Origin of the sequence: Paenibacillus sp. IHBB 10380, from assembly GCF_000949425.1 — a bacterium.
In the GTDB taxonomy this organism is placed as follows: Bacteria; Bacillota; Bacilli; order Paenibacillales; family Paenibacillaceae; genus Paenibacillus_AQ.
This window is the reverse complement of the sequence record NZ_CP010976.1, coordinates 3,896,959-3,920,768: the sequence shown is the minus strand read 5'-3', so window position 1 is coordinate 3,920,768 and position 23,810 is coordinate 3,896,959. Positions and strand designations below refer to the sequence as shown.

General features: G+C 36.1%; 28 protein-coding genes, 3 pseudogenes and 1 riboswitch. Of the genes and pseudogenes, 19 read left to right on the top strand and 12 right to left on the bottom strand.

The features are described from left to right. The first annotated feature begins 145 nt into the window (after positions 1–145). On the top strand, positions 146–664 hold the full coding sequence (locus UB51_RS17685) for a hypothetical protein (protein WP_144407035.1): 519 nt from the start codon (positions 146–148) through the stop codon (positions 662–664). Between the two features lie 204 nt (positions 665–868). On the opposite strand, the gene UB51_RS17680 is transcribed toward UB51_RS17685, so the two are convergent. The 3 genes from UB51_RS17680 to UB51_RS17670 all read right to left on the bottom strand — a co-directional run bounded on the left by UB51_RS17680 (position 869) and on the right by UB51_RS17670 (position 4,095). Continuing rightward, complete coding sequence (locus UB51_RS17680) at positions 869–2,215, bottom strand: hypothetical protein (RefSeq protein ID WP_144407034.1); 1,347 nt, start codon at positions 2,213–2,215, stop codon at positions 869–871. A 155-nt stretch (positions 2,216–2,370) separates the two neighbouring features. Beyond that, positions 2,371–2,856 carry a hypothetical protein gene (locus UB51_RS17675; RefSeq protein WP_044878427.1) on the bottom strand — a complete coding sequence of 162 codons (486 nt, stop codon included), beginning with the start codon at positions 2,854–2,856 and terminating at the stop codon, positions 2,371–2,373. Positions 2,857–3,216: 360 nt separating this feature from the next. Then, complete coding sequence (locus UB51_RS17670) at positions 3,217–4,095, bottom strand: tyrosine-type recombinase/integrase (RefSeq protein ID WP_044878426.1); 879 nt, start codon at positions 4,093–4,095, stop codon at positions 3,217–3,219. Positions 4,096–4,569: 474 nt separating this feature from the next. Between UB51_RS17670 and UB51_RS17665 the strand changes: the two genes are divergently transcribed. The 3 genes from UB51_RS17665 to UB51_RS17655 all read left to right on the top strand — a co-directional run bounded on the left by UB51_RS17665 (position 4,570) and on the right by UB51_RS17655 (position 6,507). Further along, entirely contained in the window at positions 4,570–5,169 is a 600-nt protein-coding gene (locus UB51_RS17665; protein ID WP_044878425.1) for a hypothetical protein, read from the top strand. Between the two features lie 470 nt (positions 5,170–5,639). Next, positions 5,640–6,290: a hypothetical protein gene (locus UB51_RS17660; protein WP_144407033.1), complete on the top strand. Its 651-nt coding sequence runs from the start codon at positions 5,640–5,642 to the stop codon at positions 6,288–6,290. Between the two features lie 34 nt (positions 6,291–6,324). Further along, entirely contained in the window at positions 6,325–6,507 is a 183-nt protein-coding gene (locus UB51_RS17655; RefSeq protein WP_044878423.1) for a hypothetical protein, read from the top strand. 287 nt (positions 6,508–6,794) lie between these two features. On the opposite strand, the gene UB51_RS17650 is transcribed toward UB51_RS17655, so the two are convergent. Together UB51_RS17650 and UB51_RS17645 are read right to left on the bottom strand one after the other, a co-directional pair. Then, on the bottom strand, positions 6,795–7,328 hold the full coding sequence (locus UB51_RS17650; protein WP_044878422.1) for a hypothetical protein: 534 nt from the start codon (positions 7,326–7,328) through the stop codon (positions 6,795–6,797). A gap of 19 nt (positions 7,329–7,347) precedes the next feature. Then, entirely contained in the window at positions 7,348–7,608 is a 261-nt protein-coding gene (locus tag UB51_RS17645) for a hypothetical protein (RefSeq protein WP_044878421.1), read from the bottom strand. A gap of 378 nt (positions 7,609–7,986) precedes the next feature. Between UB51_RS17645 and UB51_RS26585 the strand changes: the two genes are divergently transcribed. The 3 genes from UB51_RS26585 to UB51_RS17630 all read left to right on the top strand — a co-directional run bounded on the left by UB51_RS26585 (position 7,987) and on the right by UB51_RS17630 (position 10,121). Next, the gene (locus UB51_RS26585) at positions 7,987–9,519 is read left to right on the top strand and encodes an excalibur calcium-binding domain-containing protein (protein ID WP_052675997.1); all 1,533 of its coding nucleotides are present in this window, start codon (positions 7,987–7,989) and stop codon (positions 9,517–9,519) included. A gap of 17 nt (positions 9,520–9,536) precedes the next feature. Next, positions 9,537–9,749: a DUF3006 family protein gene (locus UB51_RS17635; protein WP_044878420.1), complete on the top strand. Its 213-nt coding sequence runs from the start codon at positions 9,537–9,539 to the stop codon at positions 9,747–9,749. 183 nt (positions 9,750–9,932) lie between these two features. Further along, positions 9,933–10,121, top strand: coding sequence for a hypothetical protein (locus UB51_RS17630; RefSeq protein WP_044878419.1), 189 nt, complete (start codon positions 9,933–9,935; stop codon positions 10,119–10,121). A gap of 138 nt (positions 10,122–10,259) precedes the next feature. Here the strand turns inward: UB51_RS17630 and UB51_RS29795 are convergent. After that, positions 10,260–10,457 (bottom strand): annotated as a pseudogene (locus UB51_RS29795) (IS3 family transposase); the annotation flags it as partial. Between the two features lie 352 nt (positions 10,458–10,809). On the opposite strand from UB51_RS29795, the gene UB51_RS17625 reads away from it, so the two are divergent. Together UB51_RS17625 and UB51_RS29330 are read left to right on the top strand one after the other, a co-directional pair. Continuing rightward, positions 10,810–11,802 carry a hypothetical protein gene (locus tag UB51_RS17625; protein ID WP_044878418.1) on the top strand — a complete coding sequence of 331 codons (993 nt, stop codon included), beginning with the start codon at positions 10,810–10,812 and terminating at the stop codon, positions 11,800–11,802. 205 nt (positions 11,803–12,007) lie between these two features. Next, positions 12,008–12,139, top strand: coding sequence for a hypothetical protein (locus UB51_RS29330; RefSeq protein WP_267884708.1), 132 nt, complete (start codon positions 12,008–12,010; stop codon positions 12,137–12,139). A 323-nt stretch (positions 12,140–12,462) separates the two neighbouring features. Here the strand turns inward: UB51_RS29330 and UB51_RS17620 are convergent, their stop codons facing one another. Then, on the bottom strand, positions 12,463–13,440 hold the full coding sequence (locus UB51_RS17620) for a tRNA dihydrouridine synthase (RefSeq protein WP_044878417.1): 978 nt from the start codon (positions 13,438–13,440) through the stop codon (positions 12,463–12,465). 350 nt (positions 13,441–13,790) lie between these two features. Here UB51_RS17620 and UB51_RS27285 point away from each other — a divergent pair. Next, positions 13,791–14,633, top strand: a pseudogene (locus UB51_RS27285) (class I SAM-dependent RNA methyltransferase); the annotation flags it as partial. Positions 14,634–14,987: 354 nt separating this feature from the next. Here UB51_RS27285 and UB51_RS27985 read toward each other — a convergent pair. Next, complete coding sequence (locus tag UB51_RS27985; protein ID WP_144407032.1) at positions 14,988–15,188, bottom strand: hypothetical protein; 201 nt, start codon at positions 15,186–15,188, stop codon at positions 14,988–14,990. Between the two features lie 195 nt (positions 15,189–15,383). Continuing rightward, positions 15,384–15,572, top strand: a riboswitch (Lysine riboswitch). 152 nt (positions 15,573–15,724) lie between these two features. Between UB51_RS27985 and UB51_RS17610 the strand changes: the two genes are divergently transcribed. Next, positions 15,725–17,176, top strand: coding sequence for an amino acid permease (locus UB51_RS17610; protein ID WP_044878416.1), 1,452 nt, complete (start codon positions 15,725–15,727; stop codon positions 17,174–17,176). Positions 17,177–17,516: 340 nt separating this feature from the next. On the opposite strand, the gene UB51_RS28570 is transcribed toward UB51_RS17610, so the two are convergent. Both UB51_RS28570 and UB51_RS28565 read right to left on the bottom strand, forming a co-directional pair. Further along, positions 17,517–17,816 (bottom strand): tyrosine-type recombinase/integrase, encoded by a 300-nt coding sequence (locus UB51_RS28570; RefSeq protein ID WP_234405467.1) that lies wholly within the window; start codon positions 17,814–17,816, stop codon positions 17,517–17,519. Between the two features lie 40 nt (positions 17,817–17,856). Continuing rightward, a complete protein-coding gene (locus UB51_RS28565) occupies positions 17,857–18,057 on the bottom strand; it encodes a hypothetical protein (protein ID WP_044878415.1) in 201 nt (66 codons plus the stop codon). Positions 18,058–18,200: 143 nt separating this feature from the next. Between UB51_RS28565 and UB51_RS29790 the strand changes: the two genes are divergently transcribed. Further along, the gene (locus tag UB51_RS29790; protein ID WP_445322334.1) at positions 18,201–18,290 is read left to right on the top strand and encodes a putative holin-like toxin; all 90 of its coding nucleotides are present in this window, start codon (positions 18,201–18,203) and stop codon (positions 18,288–18,290) included. A 255-nt stretch (positions 18,291–18,545) separates the two neighbouring features. On the opposite strand, the gene UB51_RS17595 is transcribed toward UB51_RS29790, so the two are convergent. Next, positions 18,546–18,755, bottom strand: coding sequence for a DUF6199 family natural product biosynthesis protein (locus tag UB51_RS17595; protein WP_044878414.1), 210 nt, complete (start codon positions 18,753–18,755; stop codon positions 18,546–18,548). A gap of 36 nt (positions 18,756–18,791) precedes the next feature. Here UB51_RS17595 and UB51_RS29105 point away from each other — a divergent pair, with 36 nt between their 5' ends. The 4 genes from UB51_RS29105 to yjcZ all read left to right on the top strand — a co-directional run bounded on the left by UB51_RS29105 (position 18,792) and on the right by yjcZ (position 20,105). After that, positions 18,792–19,112 (top strand): class I SAM-dependent methyltransferase, encoded by a 321-nt coding sequence (locus tag UB51_RS29105; protein ID WP_234405466.1) that lies wholly within the window; start codon positions 18,792–18,794, stop codon positions 19,110–19,112. Positions 19,113–19,158: 46 nt separating this feature from the next. Next, positions 19,159–19,527 carry a DNA methyltransferase gene (locus UB51_RS29100; RefSeq protein WP_234405465.1) on the top strand — a complete coding sequence of 123 codons (369 nt, stop codon included), beginning with the start codon at positions 19,159–19,161 and terminating at the stop codon, positions 19,525–19,527. Positions 19,528–19,706: 179 nt separating this feature from the next. Further along, entirely contained in the window at positions 19,707–19,901 is a 195-nt protein-coding gene (locus UB51_RS17585) for a hypothetical protein (protein WP_044878413.1), read from the top strand. A 90-nt stretch (positions 19,902–19,991) separates the two neighbouring features. Continuing rightward, a complete protein-coding gene (gene yjcZ / locus UB51_RS27275; RefSeq protein ID WP_082063180.1) occupies positions 19,992–20,105 on the top strand; it encodes a sporulation protein YjcZ in 114 nt (37 codons plus the stop codon). A 586-nt stretch (positions 20,106–20,691) separates the two neighbouring features. Here yjcZ and UB51_RS29095 read toward each other — a convergent pair. After that, positions 20,692–20,859, bottom strand: a pseudogene (locus UB51_RS29095) (VOC family protein); the annotation flags it as partial. Between the two features lie 232 nt (positions 20,860–21,091). Here UB51_RS29095 and UB51_RS17575 point away from each other — a divergent pair. From UB51_RS17575 to UB51_RS29325, 3 genes are all read left to right on the top strand, one after another. After that, positions 21,092–22,501 (top strand): glycoside hydrolase family 1 protein, encoded by a 1,410-nt coding sequence (locus UB51_RS17575; RefSeq protein WP_044878412.1) that lies wholly within the window; start codon positions 21,092–21,094, stop codon positions 22,499–22,501. An 87-nt stretch (positions 22,502–22,588) separates the two neighbouring features. After that, positions 22,589–23,296, top strand: a complete 708-nt coding sequence (locus UB51_RS17570) for a GntR family transcriptional regulator (RefSeq protein WP_044878411.1) — start codon at positions 22,589–22,591, stop codon at positions 23,294–23,296. A gap of 367 nt (positions 23,297–23,663) precedes the next feature. Then, entirely contained in the window at positions 23,664–23,774 is a 111-nt protein-coding gene (locus UB51_RS29325; RefSeq protein ID WP_082063179.1) for an AsnC family transcriptional regulator, read from the top strand. Positions 23,775–23,810 lie beyond the last annotated feature (36 nt).

The window sequence follows — 23,810 nt, the reverse complement described above, 5'->3', positions numbered from 1 at the left end:
AGCACGACAATAGCATATGCTCTTACCTTAGATAGAATTGTGGTTTTATTTATGAAGAGAGTAGAGGTTGGTAGGTATTTATTGAATATTGATAAGTGGAATTAATCGTTAAAAATAGTTGGATTATTGAAGGGTGATATTGAAATTGAAAATAATAACAAAAGAGAATTATTATCTTCCATGTGAACAGGTTAAGGCACTTGGAAAGCTAAATACAGCATCAGGGATGATAGAAGCTTTGACCGAGCAGACCTATATTGATTCAGTCAAAGATATTTCTTTGAATACGAGTGTTCCTGATGAAGTGAAGTCACTTTTTGAGGTTTCTTTAGCGTTACATGTATACGGCTTTCTTTGTTGGGCATTTTTTACGATAGCAAACGAGCAATCATATAAAGCGTTTGAGTGTGCAATATCATATAAACATAATGAGATAATGGGTACTAATTATGACAAGAAAGGTACACGTCAATTAAACCTCAACACGAAAATAAGAAATCTTATAGAACAAGGGATATTAAAATCAGACCAAGAATTGCAATATAAAGCTTTGAGAGAATTACGTAATTCTGCCTTTCATCCATCTTCACAAAGTAACTTCGGACATGATCAACGTGTATTAAGATTAGTTGCAAAAGTGATAAACGAATTATTTGATCATTAATAACGCCTAGCAATCTTTATGGAGAATTATATTTATCCAGTTTGGTTGATTAGTGATCATGACAATAACTCTTAAATAGTAAGACGGAGTTTAGAAATCACTATTAGGAAATAAAGTATGATGAGGCTACTTTGAATAAGGTGAAATAAGCCTAGCATAATTGCAAAGGCTTATTATCGGTATGTCTGCTACAGTTTAAAACTTCTAAATTTCTAAATTTATTCTATTACCTAAAGGTGGAATATCTAAGTCTTGGCTAAATATTTGAGTCTGTGTAAATGATTTGATTATATCTTCATACTTCCACCAGTCTCTATCATGTTTCCAAAATACACCATCAATTACACCGTCAGTGTTAATATATTTATACAACTTATTTTGAATATCACCGATTATTAATTTAAGTGAATATTTAGTATGTAACATCGTAATAATAGAATTATCTTTTAGCTTAATAAAAACAACAAAAATATCGTTATTTAATTGGTAAAACATTATTTCATGTTGTGCAGATAGATGGCTTGTTATAAATTCTTTACTACTTAAATAAGGTTGATCATTATATATAAATATCTCCCTTTGAATAAGTTCGGGGAACCTTCTCAGAAGTTCTTCATAGTCTTCTGTAAACACAGTTACAGGTAGATCGTATCTTGCTAATGTTGAAATGCAACCCTTCTTATCAGTTATAAAAAAGTAACGCTTTCCTAATGCTATGTCATCAAACATTATATTGTAAAGATTATCAGTGACAATAATCCAAAACGAACTAAATATTCCCTTTATATCCTTCATATCATCCAATGATGATAAAAAAATATGTTCATAGTTTGTATTAATTACTGCTGGTCTAATAAGATCAAATATTTCCAATCTCTCTTCCTCAGAGATGTCATCGATATTATCAATTATTTCTTGGGTATTATTTATGGTATTTTCAATTACAGAATCGACTGGATTAATGGGGTAGCTATACTTAATGAATTGACTCTTTGCAAAGTTGAAAAATTCCAATAGATTAGCTTTATTGCATTCGTTAGATATTAAGTTGGCTTCAGCCAATAACATCTCATCTGTTATTGATTCTACAGGGGAACTTTGCAATAATTTTTTTAATGAACTAACTAATTTAGGAAAACGAGTATTGGGGTTGAAGTCTAAGCTTTGCTCAATTAATAATGATTGAACCAAATACTCTTCATTGAGTAAATTTTCACTAAAGAGAAGTTGGCTTTTTATATTCATAGCAAGCCTAGCAATACGGTTTATTAATGTTGAATTAAATATTTCTTGCCAATTTTCTGATTCTAAGAACTCTGTTATGGTGTAAACTTTTTGAGCCGTATAAGCATTTTTCCTTTTTAAATCCTCTAACTTATCTTTAAATTGATCGGGTTTGTTATACTTTATAGCAACGAACTGTGAATAGTATGACAAACATTCATGAACTATATCTGACGCTTCAACTAATCGTCTTGATAATAAATTTAATCGGTGCATATTTTGGATTTGGAGGTTGTTTATACAATGATTTTTTACTTGTTCAATCAAAAAATTAAACGCTCCGAAGCTTGTGCCCCGTGTTAAGTACATGTGAGAAAATTCATGTATACTTTGAAGAATGATTTCGTTGGAATCGGAATGATGTTGATTAGATTCGATATGAGTAAAGTTAACAAAACTATATTGTGCTAGTATGTCTCTCATTAATTGTTTTCCTTAGAAAAATCGTTATTATATTCACACCAAATGTTTTTTCCGAATTTGAATACAAAGAGTAAAGCGGAGGAAACTATTCCAGTAATAAAAACTGATTCCGTACCATCACCAAACTTTGCAGCAATTGTAGTTGACACAATAAGAATAGCGCTATTAAAGTTTTGGACGAAGGTACTTCTATCTTTCGAATAATCATCATTATTTTTACAGATAACCTTATGTATCTCCTTTTTTATGGACTTAATAATATTTTTATCAGAATTATCAAGATAAAAATTTGTGTTATTCGGGTTGAATAAACTACTACATATTCTTAATCCGATACTATTATAATCCTCTTCAGTGGAATCAGGATTATCCAAAGTTTCAAATAATTGATGAATGTGAATTGGTGAAACCTGATCTTCATTTAATTGTTTGTTAAGATTTTTTTTTATAATCTCATAATCTTCGTCTGTCATTTCCCAGTTCATAAAAAGTCCCCTTGTAAATGTATTTTTGAATAATAAATTATCATCTAACTATAAGTTCATAAACAAATTACTACCAAAACACATTATATATTACTAGGTGAATAAAGGGAAATTTTGTCGAATATGGTCATGAGTATAATCCCAATTTTGAGTACACCTTATGGGACATAATGAACTTTATGTATCATCAATAGTTGAAGTGTCGGATTTACGGGGCTCATATGTATAGCTATTCAATATAGTTAGGTGATGCATATTTGGAAGGAGATAGTCAGAGCCTTATCTAAGGTTCTGGCTTATTTTATATGTCTAAAAAGTAAAAAACACAAGACTTAGTGTCCTTATGTTTTTTTACTGTTCTTATAACTTATTTAGTTTGTCGAGCATCTTCTTGCGTGTGGGATTGGTGTATAAAAGCGTAGTGTGAATGTTGCTATGCCCAACTATGTTTGCCACTTCATGAACATCAAAGCCATTCTCAAGGGCATTGGAGCAGAAGTAATGACGCAGATCATGTGGTGAAAGGACGTGTTCAAATCCAGCCTTCTGACTGTATTGGGTAAACACATCATTAGCGGTAATACGGCTCATTCGTTCCCTTTTATTAGACACAAACAGATATGGACTATCCGCATGTTTGTGTTCCTGCCTGATCTTCAAGTATTCCTTAATAGCATCGACCACTTTGTCATTCAACAAAACGGTTCTTTCCTTATCACCTTTGCCCTCCCGAATGACCAATTCATTAGAAGAAAGATATAAGTCCTTATCAATAATAATATTAAGTGCTTCGCTAATGCGACAACCAGTATACGCTAGCAATGTAACAAGGGCGAGGTTCCTAGAGTTGCCTTTCTCAATCACAACTAGCATGAATTTATTAACATCTTTCTCGGTGAATTTAGCAGGGGAAGCAAATTGTTGCTGTACCTTTCGTCGGTGACTCTGGGTAACGACTATATCAGTTTGTACACCAATTGACACAAGGTACACATTGTATTTTTGTAGAGAGGCGATCTTAGCATTGATTGTTTTCGCTGTCGGTACTCGACGTTTGACCGTTTGTAGGAACTGAACATAGTCCTTGACGTTTTGTGCATACAGAATGGTTGGTTCTTTATCGTATGTGCCTTCAAACCATTTAAAGAAGTCTTTGATAACTAATAGGTAGTTGTAGATGGTATTCTGTGATCGTTCTTCTTCTCGAAGCTGTTCGGTAAATCCTTCGATTAAGTTCATATTTCAATCCTCCATAAATTATGTTTACTTCCAATTAGCCACTTTATTAATAAGTTATGTATGGTTTTGTATTCTGATTCTAGCATTAGGAAATATGAAAGTAAACATAATTTATATTATGAATGGTTTTTGATTTAAGGTTTTAATACTTTATCAGTGTATGGCAAGGGAGTATATGCTGACAGGTAGGGGAGGTGGTAATCACTTTCGGAGATAAGTATTAACTTCTGAAGGGGACTAGGCACTACAGTCGCTCGACTTATAAAGTATTGAGAGGATAGTCTTACTTGTACATAATAGCTTTTATTTGATATTGAATGAGTAATCTCTGGTACATCTTCGGGATCAGGCTATTGATGTTGGTGAAATAGGTGTATTTAAACGATATCCAGAACCTCAATACAAGGATTTAGAATAAAGAATGTCGAAATTAACAATTATCACAAAATATAACATCAGAGGTGCTTAAAGTTTATGAAAAAATCAAGTGTCATTTTTGTTTCTGCTATTTCTGTCTCACTACTACTGTTGCAAGGTTGCTCTGATAATGAATCAGCACCAGCCAATACGACTTCGACACAAGAGACAGCTAAGATTACACCAGAAGTTAAACCAGAACCAATTCCAGAAGTTGTATCTGAAGTTGTGCCAGAGATTCAAGTTGAAACTACTATTACTCCTGAAGTACCTGTAGAGGAAGAAGTAGCTGATATAAAGCCAGAGATTAACACATCTGTTTTTGTCTATGCGGAGAAGGTTGAGGTGACGGATTCTAGAGACATTACAGAAAATATTGATCTGGTTGTATTTGTAAATGAAAATATGGCAGTCGGAACAGCGACACAACGTATTATTATACAAACATATGATTTCTTACAACAAGGTGACATTAAAGGTGCAAAGAACGTAACAATTGGATTAATGTCAGGGGAATTTCGAGTATTTCAATTCACAGTTGATGTGACGAAGTTTAAGGCAGGAGATAATTTTATTCATTCTGTTTTGGATGCGTCGAAGATTGATAAGGTGCGTCCTGATGTGGATGAGTTCGGTAAAGCGGCTGATTTTTGGTAGAGTGAACAATGTTATCACAAGCAATGTTCCTTTTAAGATGCAGTATGCCATTCGAGGAAGATAAACAGAAAGCAGTAGATCGTATATTTAAGGACTAGTCACCTGTGAAGGGTGATTCATTTGATACATAGGAATGGGTGGGGGATAGTTTTCACTTAAACAGAGTTATCGTAATACTGATAAGGGCATAGCACATACAGCCAGCGACTCAATAATGAAATTTAACGATACGATGAGGGTGAAACTTAATCAAGGAGTACAATTACAATATATGGTATGATTATGTTCGCTAGGAAATCTACACTCGTGTCAGAACAAATATATCCGTCGCATCAGAGTCCATTAGATCGGATGACTATGGGGCAGAGGATGTTGAATAGCTTCGTCTATCATTCTACATAGGGTGATTACACGAACTCGCCTGTCCTACCATTTAAGAGGTATATGTGATTTCGTAGATTAGGAGTTATGTGAATTTTAGCTTAAATAAAAAAGAGATTAAGGGGAAATTAAGATTGTTACTCAAATTTAGAACTAGTAATACATTAATAAATTTTTTGGGAGTAGGATTCATTATTCTTGGAGTTGTTAGGTTAACTCCTTTATATAAGCTTGTTTCTGACTCGTTACTAGCATTTACATTAACGGCTTTCCTTCTAATTCTCTCAGATTTTACACAGTTTATTTCTGAAAAATACGATAACTTAGAGAACTTAGAGGAATATGGAACAGAAACTTTGAAGAAAGATAAGATTCTTCTTTTTCTTATTTCATTACTACATTCAGCACTTGTTGCATTATCTGCAATTTCTTTAATTGTGATTCCTTATTTAGACCTTTCTAGAATCTTCTCCGTTAATGAACTAACATCAATTAACGATATGTTAACATTATCGGGTTTAGGAATTGCGATAAGTTTAATAGGATTAAAGTCAAAGAGAATGCAAGATAAGGAGTTTAAAGAGATTGCCGATGCAGTAGGAGAAAAAATATCAAGGGAATTTGCAAATAGCCCAGAAACCAAAGAACTGATTAAGAATCTAGTTATGGATGAATTTGAAAAAACAGATATAGAGAATGTTGTGAATAAAGTAGTTCGTAATTTGAAAAAAGAAAGTTAATAAATTTAAAATCAGATTTTCGGACAATTTCAGGATGGCTAAACATCACATAACAAAAGCTCCTCATTTGCCAAGAGGGATTTCTGAGAATCGGATTCAGGGACACATTCAATTGGCTAAGTATATCAACCCGTTCGCTTTTGATGGTTACGAAGTATATCAGCCTGAATTGCATGATTTTGCGAAACATGTTAAGTTGAAGCATTTTAATGATTGAGCCAACGGAACAAGCTAGTTGAATGAAAGAGAAGTTTCATTTAGTAAGCCACTCTATATTATGGAGTGGTTTTGTGTTTATATGTAAGGTATTTCTTATGGGGTCACATGCTACTTTGAACTTAGATACGATAGGTTGAATCTATGTAAGGCGTTTTGGTGGTATTAACTATAGAGCAATAGCTTCAATTTTCCAGAAAGCTAGGGATATCTGTTGAGTTTATTTCATTATATTCTACACTTGTGCTGAACAGCCACGATAATTCGTGTGGCTGGTAAAGAGGGGTACTAATATCTTCCTTTACGGTATTTTACGTAGCAACTATTTACATAGTCCTTATATTCTTCTACTGTAAGACCATTGCACCTAGCTAGATAATCTACTAAAAAGTCTACTCCTTCGGGATGGATGGGGAAATCAGGGTTTTCCCATTCCAAATAGTCTAATGGATTATAATCTCTCATAGAGATGTTCAATGGACCATATATAGGAAATACGTTGCCAACAAAAGAACCGCCAACACCCCAGTGAATAGGTATAAAATGTCCTAGATGAATCTCGTGAAAGGGAGCAGGAAGTTGGGTTATTGGGCAACTCATGTTGAAGTCTTCAAAGAATATGTTCCTCCAATCTTTGGTAGATAGTTCATAGCGTAGTTGGTGGGATTTGTTTCCAGTATCACGAACGTATTTGTTAACCCGTGCCTTGTTATTAGAGCAAATTGAAATGCCCAAAGTAGATCGTGGGTTCAATATTTCTATTTCTCCAAAATTTTTAGAGTGAATCATTGGATGTTTATTCTGAGGTTTAAAGTCTAACATTATAAGCTATCACTACTCCTTAATAGTCTTCTTGAATAAAGACTTTTGTTTGATATCTGATAAAGTCAGTGTAAATATAACAGTGTTCCGAGGCTATCTTATGAATAGACATAACCTTGTGCTTGAGATTTGCTCTGTTCCAGACACGAATATTCGGTGGACATGAATCTCCCCATTTCTTCATCTGATGTAATTTTAAGCAATCTTCAATTGATTTAGTTCCGAATTTTTTTAATGCTCTTTTGGATATTGTAACGTTACCTAGCAATAGCTTTTGCATAATAGTTGTCTCCTTCCTTTTCACTGGTACCTTTTTTTGTTCAATCTAAAAAGAGTACAGAAGTTATAATATAGTAGATATCGAGAAACGTGAACACCTCAGATATTTCCATGAATTAATTTACAAGTATGGAATAAAATTAAAATAATTTATAGGTTTTGAATATATAGAGGAATATGAGGATTAAAGGTAGTTCGATTATTAGAAATGGTGGGCTAGTTAAGGTTAAAGAGTGAGTGCCATCCTCAAAGAAGGAAACTAGTAATAAAGAGGGTTGATGGTTTACGATGGGAATCCATCATCTGATCTTTATTCATTGCTATATTCATCCAGTTAGATATAAGATTATTGAACTAATACAAATGGGGGAAATACATAATGGAGACTTTTACAACAATATTAATACTATTGTCTATGGTTGGGATTATTCTAGGTATTGTAGGAGTTATCAAAGGAAGTATCAAGTTCCTCAGGATAAAAGGTAGGAAGAATAGCTTATTTCTAGTAATTGCTTTTTTCGTACTAGCTACTATTGGAGGAACTCTAGCACCTGTAGATAAAGATAACAGTACAGTTGCTCTTCAAAACAATGCTTCTCAGAAAGAGAAAGCAGTTGTCACTTCAACTATTAGTGAAAAGTCAGATGGTGACAGTGTTAAGACAACTGATAATAAACAAGTTGTAGTGGCACCATCGACAACACCAAAAGAAGTAACAACTAAAGAAGAGAAAAAGGCGATACAGACTCCATCAACACCTACAGGTATTCTCACAGTGCATTATATTGATGTTGGACAAGGTGCATCTCAATTGATTCTGACACCTAGTGGCAAAACTATGCTCATAGACGGTGGCAACAATGATGATGAACAGCGTATTGTTAATTACCTTAAAAAGCAAGGCGTTAAGAAAGTAGATATTCTAATTGGGACACATCCTGATGCTGATCATATAGGTGGCTTAGATGCTGTAGTGAATGCATTTGAAATTGGTAGCATATACATGCCAAAGGTTTCTTCCAATACAAAAACATTTGAATCCTTGCTTACTTCCATAGCGAATAAAAACTTGAAAGTTACCACAGCAAAAGCTGGAATTGATCTCAAGCTTGATGATCAACTGATTGTAAATATGATTGCTCCAGTTAACACTTATGATGATACAAATGATATGAGTGCTGTAATCAAAATTACATTTGGAAGTAACTCCTTCCTCTTCACTGGTGATGCAGAAGCGAAAAGCGAGAAGGACTTGCTGGCTAACGGTACTAATTTAAAATCTGATGTGCTATTGGTTGGGCATCATGGTTCTAACTCGTCCACAAGTCAGTCATTCTTAAATGCTGTTAATCCTGCCTATGCAGTAATTCAAGTAGGAGAGAACAACTATGGGCATCCAACAAGTAATATTCTGAAACGACTAGCTGACAAAAAGATCAAAATATATCGAAATGATGAACAGGGAAATATTATCTTTACATCTGATGGGAAGAAGATTACAACTTCACAAAGTGAATCAAAGACTACCATTAGACCAACGGTAACTGAAGCTCCTTCAGCCACTCCTAAGGTTGCAGAAGTGCCAAAGCAATCAGCAGTCATCTACGCTAATTGTACGGCTGTGAGGGAAGCAGGAAAGGCTCCATTGCATAAGGGTGATGCTGGATATAGCACTAAGCTAGATCGAGATGGTGACGGAGTTGCATGTGAATCAAGCTCATCATCAACAACACAGACAAAACCTAAGACAGAAACTCCAGTAGTTAAAGCCCCTAAGAAGAAAGAAACAACAAACGTTTACTACAAAAACTGTACGGCAGTTAGAGATGCAGGGGCTGACCCTATTTATGAAGGAGAGCCAGGTTATAGTAGAAAGTTAGATCGAGATGGCGATGGAGTAGCATGTGAGTAATATTAGGAGGTCTTTCTATGAAGGGTATCGTTGATAGTTTCGAAGGGAATTATGTGATTATCGAGATTGATGGTCAAACAAGGGACATTCTTAAATCTGATGTTGATATATCCGTCAAAGTTGGTGATGTCGTTGTATTAGTTTCTGGAGTATGGACAACTGATTTAACGGAGACAGAACTACGAGAACAGAAGATAAAGAAGCTAATAAACGATGTCTGGGAAGACTAAATAGGGATAAGTTGAGGAAAAACGCAGATAATTATTTTGTTGTTGTAATTTTTTAGGATATGAGATAAATTATATCTATCGAAATGATTGAAACGGAAGCACCGTTCAAATCACAGTCTATTTAAGCTGTGTTTATGAATGGTGCTTTTTTTGCGTTTTTAATTGAAAGGGAGGTAATGATCAATGAGAATTATTACATCTGACGCCGATTTACAGAATTGTATTTATTTTCAGCAGAATGTGGAGGTATGGGTTGGTGAAGACATTGAGATTGATGAGACCTATAAGATAGTGGACTTCAATGATGAAATGGTAAGGGTTTCTGATGGGTTCTCTTTCTTGCGAAGTAACATTACAATACGAATAGCGTAGAAGGGGGCGGTCTAAAAGGTATTTCTAAGTAGAAAAAAACATCCCAATTCACTCATAGTAAGTTGATGTTGACAGCTTAATGAAATATTCCTTCGACTTTAATGTCGTGAAGGTAGATTCAATAGTTTATACAATATATTAGTAGAATGAACTAATAAGATCCATAGCAAGCAAGTAACAATGTGGATTGTCAACATTAAACAAGACAGCTTTTCTATGGTGTTCCATCTTGTAATCAATAGGACTTTTGTAGCCAAGAGTCCCGTGAATCCGAATGTGGTTGAACCAATGTACATAGTCATGTACTTCTCTCGTTAGTTCTGTAAGGATTTCGAAATGGCGTTGCTTTACAGAAGAGTTTTAAAGTTGCTTCAGCAACCGAATTGTCGTAAGGACAACCTTTCATACTCAAAGATCGTTTAATCTTAACATTTCTAAGGCTCGTCTATGAGTTTGTTTTTAAACTCATTCACACGGTCTGTATGAAGGTCTTAACACATACAGCCTGAAACTCGATAGTAATTTTGGAGCGGAACGATAAAGATAAACATACCAACATAAGGTATGATGAGTGCTTAATAGAACATCATAAAAAATGTCTAATTTTGTGTTGATAATCTAAAAAGTATTTTATAATGAATGATGAAGTGATTAACTAAAGGCTAATATAGCAGATGGAGGAATTGCGATGTTTAAAATTTTCAGAAAAAAAATTAAAGGGTTTCCTAAGTGCAGTAATAAAGTAGATTCTAATGAAGAAAAAAAGGAACAAGAACTAGAAAATTTCTCTGTAATACCTTTTGAAAAAAAAATAGTTTATATGAAAGAAAATAGAATAATTGATTTTCCTGAAAAGTATGAACACGTAGATGGTAAGTTAACTGTCTTTGAAAAAGACAAGTATTTTAGTTCTGCCCGAAGGGTATATGACTCGGCAAATATAGGGGAATATATAAAGAGAATAGAAATTAAGGGCAACCTTGATGGTTTAGGAGAATGTCAATCATACGTTGAAAATGATAAGTTGCAGATAATAGTTCGAATTGCTTCCAAAGAGATGGGAATTATAGGTCACAGCGGGTACGTACATAAATATACTGAAGAAAAATGTAGAAAATTTACTGAAACTCTAGCACATGAATTAGTACATGCAAAGAATCATGTGAATTTTATAAGAAAGTTTGGAATTGAAGAGTATAAAGCTATTCGAGAAAGTAAGAATAAACTTCTATCAATTGCATGGAATATATTAGATGAGTATTCAGCTTGTAGGGAAACTGCTGAGCAATATAATTCATTTGACTCAGTAGAAAGAATAGGAGAATCTGAAAAATTCATGTACACAAGTATAATGAAGGGGGTTTTAAAGAATAAAGAAAAAGAAAAAGTATTAATGGATTCGAATACCTATATGTATATTCATCATCTGAATTATACTATTGCAACAAGAAGTGCTTTTGCAGATGTGTCGGGAAATGAAGAGGAACATCTAAATCATATTGGTGGCAATGATAAGTTTTCTAATTATGTTAAGTCGATAAGGAGTTTATTGGGTGAATATTATCATTTACAACCTTTAAACGAAGTAAGTTATAAAAAGTTAGGGAAAAGTATAATGTGCAGTTTTTTAGAAATTTATGAGGTGGAAAAAGAAGAAATGAACGATATTATAGTTAACTAGGATGAGTCCTTAGGAATTGCCAACACTAAAACCAAATTGTTGAGTCAGTTATTAGGAAGTCGGGCTATAGAAATCTATTTTTTGACTACTTTACATAAATTCATCACCACTTTATAATTAAAATAGTAACAACAATACGAGAAGTAGTCTATATTCTTTAAATAGATAATATACGTGATTATACCAACAGAAGCAGCGTTCCGCATTGCAAAATGCAGCATCTGTAGCAGCTATGTTCTTGACTACTGAAGCTGTCATTGCTGACAAGCCAGAGCCAGAAAAAGCCGGCGGAATGCCTGATATGGGCGGCATGGGTGGAATGGGCGGCATGATGTGATGAAATCATTATCGAAGTAATTCGATGATGAGCGACCGCGCTTAAGCGGTAGATTTCATCGCCGATGGAGCAGATTTCGCTCCATGCGGTAATCAGGCTGAGAAGTCTGTACATCAAGAGTTTCCTTGTGAGGAAACACCGTTTGACCACATAGTGCAAAAATGAGAGACCTTTCAAGAGTTCATTGAACTTTTGGGAGGTCTCTCATTATTTTTGATAATGAAGTTATCGGAACTGGAATTCTATTTAGAATAAAACTATAATTCCTTAAAAAGACTTGTTTTAACAGCAAGTCTTTTTAAACATGAACAGGTGGGTATGTCTCAATCTAATACTTCATCTAAAACATTTTTTACTAAACGACGTACTTCATCTGTTGACTTGGTATCCATTAATTGGTTTCTTAGTTCGCCTGCGCCTCTAAATCCACGAACATAGATTTTGAAAAAGCGAAGAAGTGGTTTAAATGGACGTGGTTCGGTTTCTTTTGAATATTTATCGTGAAGATCCAACTGTAAAAGAAGTAAATTGAGAAAATCCTTCGCGCTATGTTCTTTAGCGTCTTTTTCAAAAGCAAATGGATTGGTGAAAATACCGCGGCCAATCATGACTCCATCAACGCCGTATTGTTCTACTAATTTTAATCCTGTTGCGCGGTCAGGAATATCTCCATTAATGGTTATCAACGTATTTGGAGCAATTTCATCGCGTAATTTTTTTATTTCAGGGATTAGTTCCCAGTGTGCATCTACTTTACTCATCTCTTTTTTTGTACGAAGGTGAATGGAAAGATTCGCAATATCTTGTTTCAATATATGTCCTAACCAATCGCGCCACTCGTCAATATCAAAGTAACCCAATCTTGTTTTAACACTAACCGGCAATCCACCTGCTTTTGCTGCTTGAATAATTTCTGCTGCAACTTCAGGATGATGTATTAATCCAGCCCCTTTTCCATTGGATGCTACGTTTTGTACTGGGCATCCCATGTTTAAATCGATACCACGAAAACCAAGTTTTTTCATATCAATACTCATCTGTTCAAAAAATGCAGGTTTATTGCCCCAAATATGAGCGACAATCGGTTGCTCATCTTCTGTGAACGTTAATCGACCACGTACACTGTCTTTTCCTAAAGGGTGACAATAACTTTCTGTATTTGTGAATTCCGTGAAAAACACGTCAGGTTTTGCAGCTTCACTAATGACGTGACGAAATACAACATCTGTAACATCTTCCATTGGTGCTAATATAAAAAACGGCTTTGGTAAGTCAAGCCAAAAATTTTGTTCGTTACTCATATTATCTCCTCCTGTTGCAACATATAAAAACGATATGTAGCAAAGTCCTTTACCCATCATACATAGTATCATTTTTTTTCGTTTGAAGCACAGAATCAATTGTGTGAGCGACAGACATATTTTTGGTGTCTGTCACCCATCACACTTGATGTTGTTGAATTTGTATGAAGTGCATGTTCATTCTGCCCCATTCTCGTGATAATGATAAGGTATGTCTGTTTTGAAGAGGTACAGAAGCATTGTGGGAATAATCCTTCAATACATGAATGGACTGTTGAAAAGAGAATCATTTCTTGACTAATATAAAAGAACAAACGCTCGTCGCGGAAATTGACCATTTAGATGAATAAGGCAATGGAATAGTTGTGATTTGGCGTGAGAGTGATACAGGTTCCAATTTTAGAAAGTTGAAACTAACGATTCCGCAGACACTTATAGGGGAGTCAGTGCAGGTTGTCGTCGATGATCCCGATAAGAAACGAAGAAAAGTAATGCCTGTAGAGATTCTAGCTGCAAGCCACGAACGGACGGATGCACCTTGTCCTCATTTTGAGCTTTGCGGAGGTTGTGTATGGGATATTGGAATGCATGAACAAGGAAATTTCGTAAGATCATCCCATTGGAAACGTGTCTGATTGCAGGCCGGAATATGGGAGATGGCATGTTGGAAGTCAGGGAATGGGTAAAAGAGTTCGGCCTTAAAGACTGTGACAAAGATGCACATGATGGGCTTCTTCGTCATTTGATGGTGCGGGAATCGTTTGCGACCGGCGAAATGATGTTGGCATTGTTTGCTACAAATACGCCTGACGGTGAATTGGCAGGAATCGAGACTGTCGAGACATCGATTGAATCCGCAAAATGGAATGCCATCGATAATGATTTGCATAACAGGACATTCCTTGCTCGTGATGCACGCAGGGGACTAGATGAGATTCATGATCATTTAGGATTCGCAGATATTCTGTTGATAGACCCACCATGTAGCGGAGTTGGCGGAAAAGTGATGCGCCGCATTGGACGCTCTAAACTAAAACGGATCGTCTATGTATCATGCAATCCTGACACATTCGCAACGGATGTAACTGAATTGCACCATTCGGGGCTACACGCTTCAAACCCTGCAACCTGTCGACCTGTTTCCGCATACCGTGCACGTTGAGTGCTGTGTGTCGGTAGTGAGAAAGTTATAATTTTTCGCCACATTTACCTGAGTGTAATATCTATTCGTATCCAAGCGGACATAACGCTTGAGCCTTTTTTTCTTAAAAGGCTCTGTTAAGTTCTTTGCTGATGTTTTGCTAAACAGATTTAAGATCAACTGCGGGGAGCCTTATCACAAGTGATGGTAAACCAGAAATATGTGTTAAGGGTTGAGGCGTGGATGTTAAATATCCATGTTGGGGCTTAAGTATACATATTCGATGCATGTGGAGTGTACAGTGTTAATAAAATGGAAGGGCGCCGAGTAGTCGTGCACCCTTCTTTTACTTCTTGTTCATTGATTTTTTTGGTCAATAATCTGCTTCTAATCCCTACTCATCTAGCTACTTATTCACTTTATTTCCTATCTTTTCAGTTACAGCGAATAGCGACACTATGAAAGACAAGATCCCTCCAACGAACCATCCCATAGCGGCACCCCCTCCAACTGCAACGAATGAGAACACGGTTTGTTTGCTTGGATGAACATTATACAAGATTACGCCAGTAATAATAGCAACAATAACGAAGAGCCAAAATCCCACCGACATGTCTGCAAGACTAATGACAGAAAATAATGTCCAGTTTATTGGACACCCTCTTATTTCACATTATGTTACTCTCCATCGGTTTTAGGTTCTAATATACTTTTTATACCATTGTTTACCCTCTCAATGTTCGCTATAATGTTCTTGTAAATTAAATTAAATTGAATTGAATACAACCCTCATCCTATCAAACGGTGAGGTAGAGGTCGCGGTTGTTAGAAGTAAATCAGTGGAGACGCAGAGAACGTCATTGAAACTGTTGAAAGGAACTACCGCCGAAGTTTGATTGCTGCTCTGGGCAATTGGGCTGGGACTGTTGCCGGAAGGTGCAGAACTGTCACAAATTTATGATAAGTAAATTTGTGATGAGCTATCTTCAAAGAAGATAAGATGGGAATGATATAAAACGTTCACCGCTGTGAGCGTTTTTTTGTGACCATAAGAAACGTATGTTCTGAAAGAAAGTGTCACCGTTTCTTCTTGTTTCCCACTCCAGAACAATGGATCGACATCATGATTAAGGAGTGTTTTTAATGTCATCAAACAATTCGACTGAGCCACAGCAGTTGAAACGCGGGCTCAAGGCTCGTCACCTCACGATGATTGCACTTGGAGGCTCCATTGGTACAGGCTTGTTCCTTGCTAGTGGTAGTGCAATAGCAGAAGCTGGTCCAGGGGGAGCTCTTCTCGCTTATATAGCGGTGGGTATTATGGTGTACTTCCTTATGACTAGTTTGGGAGAACTTGCAACCTATATGCCAGAATCTGGATCTTTTAACACATATGCGAGCCGCTTCGTGGATCCTTCTTTGGGCTTCGCCCTGGGATGGAATTTCTGGTTTAACTGGGCGATTACGATTGCCTCTGAGCTTGCAGCAGCAACTCTTATTATTAAATATTGGTTTCCTGATAGTCCTTCTTATCTGTGGAGCTTCCTGTTCCTTGCCATTATTTTCGGTTTGAATTTACTGTCTGTCAAAGGATATGGTGAATCGGAATACTGGTTTGCATTGATCAAAATTGCCGTTGTCATCATCTTCTTGATTGTTGGGGTGCTTATGATATTTGGAATAATGGGCGGCTCGAAGCCAACTGGCTTCAGTAATTTCACACTAGACGGTGGACCGTTCCATGGTGGTTTTCTAGCGTTTCTTGGTATCTTTATGGCAGCGGGTTATTCGTTCCAAGGAACCGAGCTTGTCGGCATTGCAGCGGGTGAAAGTGAGAACCCACGTGAGAACGTACCGAAGGCCATTAAACAAATCTTCTGGCGTATTCTGCTTTTCTATATTTTTGCAATCTTCGTAATTGGCATGTTGGTTCCTTTTACACATCCGAGCTTGATGCAAGCTGGTATTGAGAATATTGCAGTTAGTCCGTTCACCCTTGTTTTTGAGAAAGCGGGATTCGCCTTCGCGGCTGCTATTATGAATGCCGTCATTTTGACTTCGGTGCTGTCTGCTGGTAACTCGGGGATGTATGCATCTACACGTGTACTGTGGGTACTTGCCAAAGAGGGCAAAGCACCTAAGTTTCTAGAGAAATTAAACAAACGCGGTATTCCTATTAATGCGCTGCTGGTCACTTGTGCAGTCGGCATGCTTGCGTTCCTAGCTTCCTTCTTCGGTGATGGGGTTGTGTATTTATGGCTGCTGAATGCTTCTGGCATGTGCGGATTTATTACATGGCTTGGAATCGCAATTAGTCATTACCGTTTCCGTAGGGCATTCGTTGCACAAGGTCGGGATTTAAGTGAACTTCCTTATAAAGCCAAGTGGTTCCCGTTAGGTCCACTATTTGCCTTTGCATTATGCATGTTCGTTATTATCGGCCAGAACTTTAAAGCTTTCACTGGAGAAACGATCGATTGGTATGGCGTGCTTGTTTCCTATATCGGAATTCCGTTATTCTTAGGTGTATGGCTAGGCTATAAATTTGTGTACAAGACCAAAGTCATTCCTCTTAAAGATTGTAAATTTGACTAGAATGAAGGAGAGTCATGAGCAATGGGACAGGCAGACAAGTCATGTTGAGTGTGTGGCTTGGTTGGAGCTGGAAATGTAGATCTACAATACAGTCTTTTGAATAACTTGAGTTGCTCAAACTCTAGGTTAATATGTTCCCGCATACCAAACACATCATATTTACTTGGAAATATAGGACTGATTTTTAAGGGGATTCGGATAGAAAACCTATGATAAGACCTAAAATACACAAAAAACTCACCTAATATCATAAGCGGCATGATGTAATAAGGGTCAAAAACCCCTTGTTGCATCAACCTTTCTTAGTTGAAAAACACTAAAAAGGTAACAAAAGGATTTCTTAGAGGTTTTTCATGAGTTCGCGGAACTTGTGAGAAGCCTCTTTCTTTTTCGGTTTAGTAACATGTAAATAAACGTTTTTAGCTGTGTCGTCATCCTTGTGTCCGAGCCGATCCATGATGTCTTGAAGATTTACTCCAGCCTCAGCTAGAAGAGAAACATGTGTATGTCTCAGAGAGTGTGGTGTAAGGTTTGTTTTTAGTCCTGCAATCTTTTTCAGGATATCCGGATTATCATCGTCCATTTTAGCAATAACAACCTTTATCGTGATATCTATCTCCGTATTCCTCGCGCTTCTCATCCTGTAATTCCGGTGCTTAATCAGATCATTTATGAGTTCTTCATACTATTTCAATGAAACGAATTGACTTCTTAGTATTTGGCGTAAGAAGAGTATATTCTTTGATGTTATTAGTTGGGTTGTAATATGTCTTAGTAATTGAAATTCGATGTTCAACTAAATCAATATCTGATAAATCCAACCAAGTGGCTGAAAATTCTTTGAACGTGATATTTTTTTCCTCAACAAAACTACCTTTCATAGTCGACTCTTCTTCTAGTGGGTTCTTGTCTATATTGTAGGTGAGGTACATCAAAAAGACCATACTCAACTCGGGTATGGTCTGATATAATAGGCGAGTACAATGGCATAAGGGCGGTCGGCTAATCTCCCGGAAGGGAGGTAATGCTAATGGAGGTACACCAAGCTTTGACGTTAATGATTTCATTTGCGACTTTGGTTGTGTTGATACTTTCTTTCCATAAAAGGAAATAGACCGCCCCGGTAAGGATTCGGTCTATTTTTGATCACCTTGCCAGCCAACCGCTCTTATAGCGGATTGTACTCTGGAGTCGTGTTAGCGCACGGCTCCTTATTTAAGTTTATCTTAGCACAGTCAAAAAAATACATCAATATTTGATCATTTTGAAAAAGTGATAGCTACTCTTTTAGATTTAAGAAAATAAGGTACAAATATAATCAACTCGATTAGAGCATATAAAAAACCGAAATATAGTTCATTCACTCGCATTAAAAAAAGAGGTGTTGTGTGCTTAACAGGATGATTAATGCACCGAATCCTATAGTTATTTTTCCAGCAAATTTTATATATGATATCCACATATTGCTGCGTTCACGGTCGTCACCTATCCTTTTAAACCACCATGAATCTGGATGCTTAATAGCAAAAATACCAAGAGCAATCACTGCACTACCAAGTAAAAAATAAAAAATGAACATTTGATCAACTCCTTTATAGATAAGACGTAAAAAGTCATGCTGAACCAAATCATAAATGCTGACTGTTTTGATGTCTTCCCTCAAATCCCTGACAGAAGCGTGGATATGATCTTTTGTGATTTGCCTTATGGGACTACAAAGAGCCCTTGGGATTCAGTACTACCATTTGATCTATTGTGGTTTCACTATGAGCGGATGATTAAGGATCACGAAGCCATTGTTTTATTTGCTAAAGCGCCCTTTGATAAGGTCCTAGCTGCAAGCAATATGAGATTGTTCCGGTATGAATGGATATGGGAAAAGAACAAGGCTACAGATTATCTGAACAAAGGATTGATGCCGTTAATAGGCACATGAGAACATTCTTGTCTTTTATAAACGAACGCCAACTTATAACCCTCAAATGTCACAGGGTCACAAGCCGATGAATGCAGCAACGAACAATCACAAATCAACTGTTTATGGAGACGGAATCCCTTGGTCGAATGAGGCAGGGAAGACAGAACGATATCCGCGAAGCGTGCTTTACTACCCAGTAGTCAATAATGACGATTCAGAACGTGTACACCCCAACCAAAATCCTGTTGAATTGTGCGAGTACTTGATCAAAACGTACACGAATGAAGGAGAAACAGTTCTTGATAATTGTGGTGGTAGTTGTGTGACTGCAGAAGCAGCAGAGCGGACCAAAAGAAATCATATCATTATAGAAAAAGATTCTCATTATGCAACTTACATTATTTTAGGTTACACCCCTGTATTGAATATATAAGCACTTAAATAAAAGGACCTCCTAAAAAAGAGCGGCTAATCCTAACAGAGAAAAGATAACAACCTTTTCCAAACGAGAATATTGTTTCAAATCGGTCACGTCTATAAAATCTACAATTTCCTGAATTATACAGCAAAGTTACGAAAAAGTTAATTGTTCAAATTAATTTAGGAAGACAGGTGAAGCATCAGATTTATCAAGAGTGGGGCATAGGAAATGTTTACGACGTTATGCCACAAACAGATATGGCTCTAGTAGCATTCGAAAACGTAGATACTGTTAAGTATGGATCAGGACCCGTTCGGAGAAAGTGGTATCCCTTGGATCATCTAGGTAAGGATAATTTTCCTGAACAAAAAAATAACCCGACATAAAGATCAGAATCTTCCTTACCATTAAACCCAATCTCCATTTTAAGTTTTTACATATAGTAATCTGTACCCGATTGGAAAGGAGGAATTACTATGGGAGAAGCTGTTGGAGGATACGGCAGAGGTTGTGGTGTTGGTGGAAGTACAGGGGCAATTTTAGTTCTGTTCATTTTGTTGGTTATCATTACCAGTGCGTTCTGTTACTAAACTAATGTGTATTCTTAAATAACCTTATACGATACAACAAGACCACAAAGGCATAACGCCAATGTGGTCTCCTGTTTATATTCAATGAGCGTCTGAACAACCCGTTCTATGTTAGTAATCCTCGTAAGGAATCCACGTTGGACCTTCTGACGTTCGAATCTTAGCGCGTTCAGGATAGGTTGATACTTCCGCTTCTCAAAAAGTCACGAGAAAATCACATCTTCTGCATACAAACTTGAATGAGAACGATACTTATATTTTAAAGTGATATATAAAACCTTGCTGCGATTAGGGTAATGAATTCAGACGAACAGAACTGAAACATAAAAAAAGATGGGCGGCATGATGTAATAAGGGGTTTAAACCCTTATGCATCAAGTGATTCCCGTAAGGGAACTTGCTTGTCAACATAGATTTAAATAAGAGGCTTCACATGAGTTGAACTTCATGAGAAGCCTCTTCTAGTTGTAACTGTATATTCTGAACTGACAGTATTCTTAGTAAGAATAAATTTATGCTCAATCTTGTTTCTTAGTGAAAAAGGCTTCCATTAGAGGAAGCTCAGCTAAAATATATTTTGTATGGGTTACTTTTTTTCCACCACAGCAAAATAATTGTCTTCATCATCAGCAAAGTTAAATACTCTTCCCTCAGGCACATTGACAATTTCTCCGACGGTTATTTTTTTATCTGAAAAGTCCTTATATAGTTGATCAAGGTCTTCCGAGAAAAACAATAATGAAGGGGTTCCTAGATATATTACTATACATTATTATCAAATTAAGTAAGTTGAATCAACTTCCCCATCTCCAATATAAGAGTGTCCGTATCATAGTTTACTGAACTGGTGAGATGAGCATAAATATTAGTATATTTCAATTGTTAAATGTCGATAATAAGTGTATAATCTCTTTATAATTTGTACCTATAAATAAAATATATAGTAATAAATTAAATGAGTTGGTATAAAAATGGAGGGTTTATTAATGAAGTTTCCACATGATTTTTTATTTGGAGCAGCATCTGCTTCTTATCAAATAGAAGGAGCATGGAATGAAGATGGTAAAGGGTTAACGAATTGGGATGTCTTTTCAAAGATTCCTGGGAAAACATATGAGGGCACAAACGGAGACGTAGCCATAGATCATTATCATCGATATAAAGAAGACATTAAATTAATGGCGGAGATGGGACTTGAATCGTACCGATTCTCCATTTCATGGGCACGTATTTTGCCAACAGGAGACGGAGAAGTCAATGAAAAAGGCTTGAAATTTTATAATCATGTCATTAATGAATGTTTAAAATATGGGATTGTTCCATTTGTTACGCTGTATCATTGGGATTTGCCTCTGATGCTTGAAGAAGATGGGGGATGGACGAATAAGCGAACAGCTGAAGCCTTCGTTAAGTATGCAGAAGTTTGTTTTCGGGCATTCGGAGACCGTGTCAAACATTGGATTACGTTTAATGAAACGGTTATGTTTTGCGGATTAGGCTATTTAAAAGGGGCACATCCTCCTGGTATCCAAAACGATGAGAATAAATACTTTCAAGCGACACATTACGTGTTTTATGCACATGCAAAAGCCGTAGAAGTCTATAAGGCACTGAATCATTACGGTATGATTGGTATTACCCATGTTTTCTTACCAGCTTACAGTGTAGATGACAATAAAGAGAATGTATTAGCTGCTCGACATGCCAATGAATATGAAACTTTTTGGTACTATGACCCTATTTTAAAAGGAGAATATCCGTCGTATGTGGTTGAGCAATTAAAGGAGAAAGGCTGGACACCAAGTTGGACAGAAGAAGAACTAGAAATGTTAAAAAGAAATGCGGGAAAAAATGATTTTATTGGACTTAATTATTACCAGCCCATTCGAGTAGCAAAAAATCACGAAGCTGTTTCATCTATGGAACATTCAAGAGAAACATCTACTCTAACTCCAGGCAACCCGTCTTTTGATGGTTTTTATCGGACTGTAAAAATGGAAGATAAAACATATACAAGATGGGGATGGGAGATCTCACCTGAAGGATTCCTAGTCGGGCTGCATATGTTAAAAGAGCGTTATGGTGATATTAAAATGTATGTAACAGAAAACGGACTTGGTGATGAGGATCCGATTATTGATGATGAAGTAGTGGATGTTCCTCGTATTAAATATATTGAGCAACATTTACAAGTGATCAAGCGTGCAATCGAAGAAGGTATTCATTTAAAAGGGTATTACGCATGGTCAGTCATTGATCTACTAAGCTGGTTAAACGGGTATAAAAAGCAATACGGATTTATTTATGTGGATCATAATAATAACTTAAACCGAAAGAAAAAGCTGTCGTTTCATTGGTATAAGCATATTATTGAGACGAGAGGAGAAGAGCTGTAAGTAACCCAGAAAAACCTTTTGATATGAATTGAAAGGTTGTGTGTATAATAGAGACAGTAAATGATTGAACGAAAATAGGGAGATTATATGGCTATAAAATATAAAGAAATAGCTGATTGTTTAGAACGGGAAATTCAGGATGGGAAATTTGACAAATTGAAAAAGTTGCCGACTGAAGAAGAACTGATAAAACAATTTGAAGTGAGCCGAAATACGATTCGAAAAGCAATTAATCAGTTGGTCAATCGCGGATATATCTATCAGGTGCAAGGAAGTGGAATGTTTTTACGGGAAAAATCGGTAACAGATTATATCAATTTAGGCAGTCTTAGAGGATTAACAAAAGATTTGAATTCAAAAATAATTGAGACGAAAATTCTAGATTTACATGTGCTAGAAGCTGATGAAGTAAAAGCAGAACAAATGCGTTGTGAAGTAGGAGCAAAACTTTATTATATTAAGCGGCTGCGAATTGTAGATAAAGAACCCTTTTCAATCGAAATAAGTTACTTTAAAAAAGATATTGTGCCCTATTTAAATGAAGATATTGCATCGAGTTCTATTTATAATTACCTTATAGACGACTTGAAATTAAGTATTGGTTTTGCGGACAAAGTCATTAACTGTGAAAGAATTGATGAAGAAAGTGCGGGATTGTTGCATGTTAATCCACTAGATCCAGCATTGATTATCGAAAATACGGTATGCTTAACTAACGGAATCATCTTTGAATTATCTGAATCAATATTTCATTATCAAAAAGCAAAAATATTAAATCGAATCAATTTTAAATAAAAATAAGATATCCTAAGATTAAGAGAACTTGTGTCTAAACTTTAGGGGTTAATGCGTTAGAATCACGGGCGGCATGATGTAATATAGGCTGAAAAGCCTTATAACATGGGATAAATAGTGTAAGCTATTTCCACTCAGTGTATGAGAACTGGTCACGTTTAACGCTGCAAAGAGTCAACTAGGAAAAGCATTTACGTATGTTAGCAAACTCTAGGTAGCTTATACTTTCATTCTTTGTTCTTATATGTTATAACTAATTCTGCACTGGTCAGTGCACTATAAAAAGGATAATGATCATCTGAAAAACGCAGAATAAGCTAGTGAATGTCTTTAGAGTCTTTTGATTTCACTTCGAAAAAATTACATCATGTTAGATCAAGTAGACTTAGAAATATTAGAATTATTGAAAGGGAATTCACGTATAAGTTGGAAGGATATTGGGGAACATGTTCAACTTTACGTACCAAAGAGAATTTAGAATCCCATTAGAGGAGACTCTATTGGGATTCATTCT